Annotated in this window: 3 protein-coding genes and 1 pseudogene; all 4 read right to left on the reverse strand. The window is 48.0% G+C overall.

What is annotated here, in order from left to right; translation table 11 throughout:
* A partial coding sequence (locus tag AC3DOM_RS15215) for an ATP-binding protein (RefSeq protein WP_487919895.1) occupies positions 1-2902 on the reverse strand: 2902 nt, incomplete at its 3' end.
* An 85-nt stretch (positions 2903-2987) separates the two neighbouring features.
* Positions 2988-4712: a DNA repair protein RecN gene (gene recN / locus AC3DOM_RS15220; protein ID WP_487919896.1), complete on the reverse strand. Its 1725-nt coding sequence runs from the start codon at positions 4710-4712 to the stop codon at positions 2988-2990.
* Positions 4713-4716: 4 nt separating this feature from the next.
* Positions 4717-5229, reverse strand: a complete 513-nt coding sequence (locus tag AC3DOM_RS15225) for a B-box zinc finger protein (RefSeq protein WP_487919897.1) — start codon at positions 5227-5229, stop codon at positions 4717-4719.
* Positions 5226-5474: pseudogene (locus tag AC3DOM_RS15230) on the reverse strand (hypothetical protein); the annotation flags it as partial. The gene AC3DOM_RS15225 and the pseudogene AC3DOM_RS15230, both read right to left, overlap by 4 nt.

Consider the following 5474-nt stretch of genomic DNA (forward strand, 5'->3'; position numbering starts at 1 on the left):
GCGGGAGTGCCTCCAGCCGCATGTAAATATCTCCCAAAATCTTATAGCCCATGGAAGAAATTTCAGAGTGGTTATGTCTCTTGCCAACCCTGATTGCTTTTTGCGCATGATTCCAGGCGGCACCAAGGGAGCCCAGCTCTGTTTCGTTAAACCCTGCATAGGCAGATGCATATCCCAGCATGCGCCAATAATCTGTTTGGATTGCCAGAGCAATGCTTTGGAGAGCATGACTTCTGCCTTCTTTGTAATCTGCAAGATAATAGTATGCCAACCCCATGATGCTGTGTGCAATAGTTGGATCTTGTATGGCTCTTGAAATGGTCAACTCACGTAAAGAGCGCCTGGCGTATTCAAGTGCTTTAGCTGGCCAACCCATCCCCACCCAGGAAACAGCCATTTGATAATTTGCATGTCCTGAGGCAGCCAGAATCTCCTGCTCCTGATTTTCTTCTCCTAACCGTAACGCGATCTGAAAAGGTTCCTGGGATCCAGCAAACTGGTTCAGCATATAAAGAAAAACGCCTCGATGGATCTGGGCATTCATTTGTGCAACAATATGGTTGCTTGTTTCAAGATACTCCAGGGCTTTGTCAGAATAAGCCAGGCCTTTTTCAAATTGGTTGCGGATCATACAGACATCACCCATGCCATCCCAAGCTGCTCCAATCAGTAGCACACTGCCACGCTCCTCACCAATTGAGAGAAGGGATTGCATTAACCCTTCCAAAGTATCGGGATCGTCATTGGTAAAGAGCAACATATCCCAGGCTGAATAGAGATTATAAATCTGCTCATTTTTTAGAATAGTACTGTCAATTAGAGATTTAGCTCGTTGATAGGAGATAGTTGCATCACCCTGTGAAAAAAGATGATAGGCGTATTTCCCAGCTCTCACCCAGAGGTCAAAGGCGTGAGAGAGCTCGCCTGCTTTTTCATAATGTTCTGCCAATTTAGCAGCCTGGGGATCCAGGTGTTCCCCGCTCTGTGCTTCTAATGCCTGGGCCACTGATTTATTCAATAAGCGGCTTTGGATTGGAGTCAGGGAAGAAATTAATACTTCCCGAATTATTTCATGTACGAAGGCATATTCAAGCCCATATTTTTGACTTGTGCTGCGAATCAATTGCGCACCTATCAATTCGCTGATAATAGGTGTAATTTCACTTGAGGAGAGGGCAGCTGACTTCTCTAAAAGGGCAAGCTCAAAGGAATTGCCCTGTATCGCAGCAAGGATCAAAATATCCTTAGCGTCTTTTGATAGAGGTTCCAGTCTCTGCAAAATTAGTCTATTCACACTGGCGGGCACTGGCAGGCTGGTTTCCAGATTTCCTCGATCCGGCAATGCCCAGATCGCGGATAATATCTCCAGTAAAAAGAAAGGATTTCCGCCTGTCTCATGTAATAAGCGCCCCGAAACTGTTGATGATAAATTTTCATCCAATAAGTGAAAAGCCAAATCCGAAATATCTTTTTCAGTCAATCGAAGCATTTCAATAACTTCTATTTGATCTTTTAGTGCCCCGATCAATAATTGATCCCGACTAGATGTTTTCCCCTCGATAAGAGAAGTAATCACCAGGCGCAGATTTCCCAGATCAGAAGATGATTGCTTCACCAAATACATCAAGAGTCCCAGGGTGGCATCATCTGCCCACTGTGCATCGTCCACAAAAAGGAGGCAGGGTTCTTCTTTGGAGACTAAAGCTAAAAGGTTTTTTGTTGCCTCAAAAATTATCGGTCTCGCGTAAGAGTCTCCCAACCTTCCCCCCAAATCGCTCCGTCCTTCACGCAGCTCGGGTAATAGCATTGTCAGTGGTTCGGCCCATAAAGCCGAAAGCTCTTGCCAAATATGCTCATCAATAGAATTACGCAACATATCGACCCAGGGCTGGTATGGGAGATTTTCATCCGCCAGATAGCAGGGCAAAAGCAATAATCGGGGTGTAACTTCCAATGATTGGTAAACCTCCTGCACAAGTCGAGTTTTTCCCGCCCCCGCTTCTCCCAAAATAAGAGTTGCCACTCCATTTAGATAATTCTTTTTTAGGGTTTGAACGGCATCCTGTTGCCCGACAAAGGGAACGTGAATGCTTGACCTGATCGGCCATTCGGCACGAGCGCGCGAGGAGCTTGCCTCCCTATTCGAGAAGATCAAAGGCTCCAGAGAGCGGATTCTCTCCGGAAGCGGCGCATCCAGTTTCTCTTTAAATAATGTCCTTATACCAGCGTAATGTTGGCGAACTTTTTCAGACGGACTAATTTTTAGCAAGCAGATCAGTAAACTATAATGAAGTTCTTCGTCAAGATCATCAATCTCAAGGGCAGTTTCCAGCCAGGGAAGGGCTTTCTCATTCGCGCCGATAATATTTTCATGTCTGATCAAACTCTTTAGCACAGACATATATTGATGCTCCAAACTTTGGGCTGTTTGCATCCACCATTGTTCCAATGCTTGCGAGACAGACATCACCTCGCTATGGATAAAGACGGAGCCGTGCCAGAGTTTGGCCACCTTCACAAGTTGTTGATAAATATGAACGGGCAAAGGCTGATCTTGATGCCAGGTTATGAGAAAATTACCCGCACCAGTGATCAATTCTCTGAATTCCTGCACATCAACTGAAACCCGCTCAAAATCTAAAGCGATCGTATCCTGATATGTTTGAATATACTCGCTATTAGGTAAGGCGTTACGTAACTTATTTAATGTCCCACGTAATTGACGCCGTTGTTTTTCATCACTTTCTTCCGGCCAGAAAAGCTCGGCCAATTGAGTTCGCCCAACTGGCTTTCCAAAGGCTGCCAAATAAAAAAGCAAGGCCCGCGTCATACGCCTATCAATGGTAATTAGTTCACCATTCAGGTAGACGAGGGGCGGGCCAAGTAAACGAATATTCAGCATAATTCTTCTCGCTTAAAAAACCAATAAAAAAGGAGGGGCGCACCCCTCCAAAAAATCATCGTACCATGAAAATAGAATTCAAGGGCTAGGCTTTTCTGATCTCCTGTGCGTTTTGTAAAATCTCATGCGCAGAGCGCACCGTTCCTTCGCCTACATCGCCGAGCATCTGTGCCAGTTCAAGAAGCCGGGCTTCCTTCTCCAATGGTTCAACATGTGTCAGCGTGCGTCCATCTTTGAGTAATTTCTGGACCTGCAAATGCAGATCGCCAAAAGCAGCCAATTGAGGTAAATGGGTCACGCAAAAGACCTGATGCTGCCGCCCCAGTTGCCAAAGCTTTTCACCTACGATCATCCCGATCCTTCCGCCGATGCCCTGGTCAATTTCGTCAAAGATCAGCGAGGGAACCTCATCCGCGCGGGCGAGGATATTTTTCATGGCGAGCATCATCCGCGAGGTTTCGCCCCCTGAGGCGACCTTGACAAGAGGCTTAAGCCCCTCGCCAGGATTGGGGGCAAGCATGAACTCGACCTGATCAAAGCCTTTATCTGTAAAAGCAACCCGTTCCCCATTTAGCGGAAGCCCTGTATCATCAGGCAGAGTTTTGAAATCAACAGCGAAATTCGCGGCGGCCATGCGTAAATCAGCCAGCTCCGCGACGATACCCTTGCTCATTTTCTGAGATGCAACTTTGCGCAAATCAGAGAGGTTTTTACCCTCTTCAGCAAGTTGCTTGAGCAAAATCTTCTCGCCACCTTCGAGTTCATCCATCCGCTCGGAGGCCGTGGAAATATTTTCCAACTGCGTGAGAGCATCTGTGCCAAAAGCGATCACAGCTTCAATCGAGCCGCCATATTTTCGTTTAAGGCTCTGGATCAGCGCAAGGCGTTCCTCCACATCTTCAAGACGGGAGGGGCTGAATTCGATATTCTCCAGGTAGGCACGCAGGTCTCGGGAAAGTTCGGTAAGATTCTCGAGAAGCAGCTCGGCTCGCTCAGATAATTCAGCCTGGGAGGCGTCTATTTTTACCAGGGCGGCGAGATGTTGGCTTGCTTCCCCAAAGGTGTCGGTGATCGCAGCGGATTCGGGCGTCCCTTCGTCGAGGGCAGAAAGTGCCTCCTGTGCCTGGAAGGCGAGCGCTTCGGCGTTGGCAAGGCGATCACGTTCCTCCTTGAGAGTCTCGTCTTCCCCAGGTACGGGTTTGACGGCTTCGATCTCCTCAGCCTGATAGCTTAGCAATTCTACGCGGCGTTCGGAATCTTCTTGCAACCGGCGCAACTTGGTGAGTTCGGTGCGAAGGGCGGTCAGTTTTTTGTAGGTTGTGTGGTAGGTGTTGAGGGCCGGCTCCACGTTTGCATAGCGGTCGAGCAAGCCGAGGTGGGCGCGCGTATCGAGCAGGGAAAGATGTTCTGATTGGCCATGAATATCGACCAGAAAACTTCCCAATGCTTTCAGCATCCCGATCTTTACCGTTCGGCCATTGACACGTGCTATGCTGCGTCCTTCGGCCTTGATCTCCCGACTAAGGGTAAGATAATTTTCATCGTCGAGCAGGTCTTCAGCTTTGAGCATCTCGTTAATAGCTTTTCGCTCATTCCCCGCAAGGTGAAAAGTACCCTCAACAACAGCCCGCTGCGCATTTGAGCGCACCATGCTGGTATCGGCTCGCCCGCCAACAAGAACTTCGACCGCGTCAAGAATAATGGATTTTCCCGCGCCTGTTTCTCCTGTGAGAATGACGAGACCGGGTCCAAAACTCAAGTCGAGTTTGTCGATAATTGCAAAATTTTCAATCCGAATTTCTGTAAGCATAAGGTTATAGTCTGAAGCCTGAGAGTCCGTAAAATACGGCGGGAACGGCGATAAAGAGATAAATTCCCTGCCAGATGATGGAGTAGAAATTACCGGTCAGGAGAAAGAATCCAATCACCGGCAAAGCACCAAGGATAATGCCAGTCGTGCTGATATAAAAAAGTTTTTTGGAGCGGCGACCACGAAGCAGACGGAGAGTGATCTTGCTGATCAGGGTTGCTGCGCCACCCGCGATGGCCATGGAGATAAAAAACATGAAAAAGCCCGCGAAAAAAGAGATTGTCGTAATGATGCCGCTGGCGATCAACGAAAGAACGGATGCTGAGACAAGCCCGATAATATAGTCATACCACTCAGCGTTATCGAAGACTTTTTTCTGCTCATTTACACATTCCTTGCAGCGATAGCCTGTTGGCATGTGGACTGCACATTTGGCGCAGATCAATTTTTCACAGCGGTTACAACGAAGGGAGGTCTCTCTTCCGGGGTGATTGGCACAATAAAGTGTTTCGGTCATCTTGTAAGTCCTGTAGATGGATTTTGATTCATAAGAGCGGTCAGATTACGATAAAAATAACCCAGGTCGCCAAAGCGCACAAATTTGGCGGAGTATTCCGCCGCGTGAACATCAACACGGTCATCTTCGTCCAGCCCGATCGGTTTTTGCCCGTCTACGCTTAGCACAGCATTATCGCTTCGTACCATAATGTTTACAGCGGCTCCCTCTGAAAGCACAACGGCTCTGTCTACAGAGAGATGGGG

Source organism: Candidatus Desulfolinea nitratireducens (genome assembly GCF_982879505.1).

Bases quoted from the DNA above. Each gene is read 5' to 3' on its own strand.
- recN (WP_487919896.1), bottom strand. From the start codon at position 4,712: ATGCTTACAGAAATTCGGATTGAAAATTTTGCAATTATCGACAAACTC.
- AC3DOM_RS15225 (WP_487919897.1), bottom strand. From the start codon at position 5,229: ATGACCGAAACACTTTATTGTGCCAATCACCCCGGAAGAGAGACCTCC.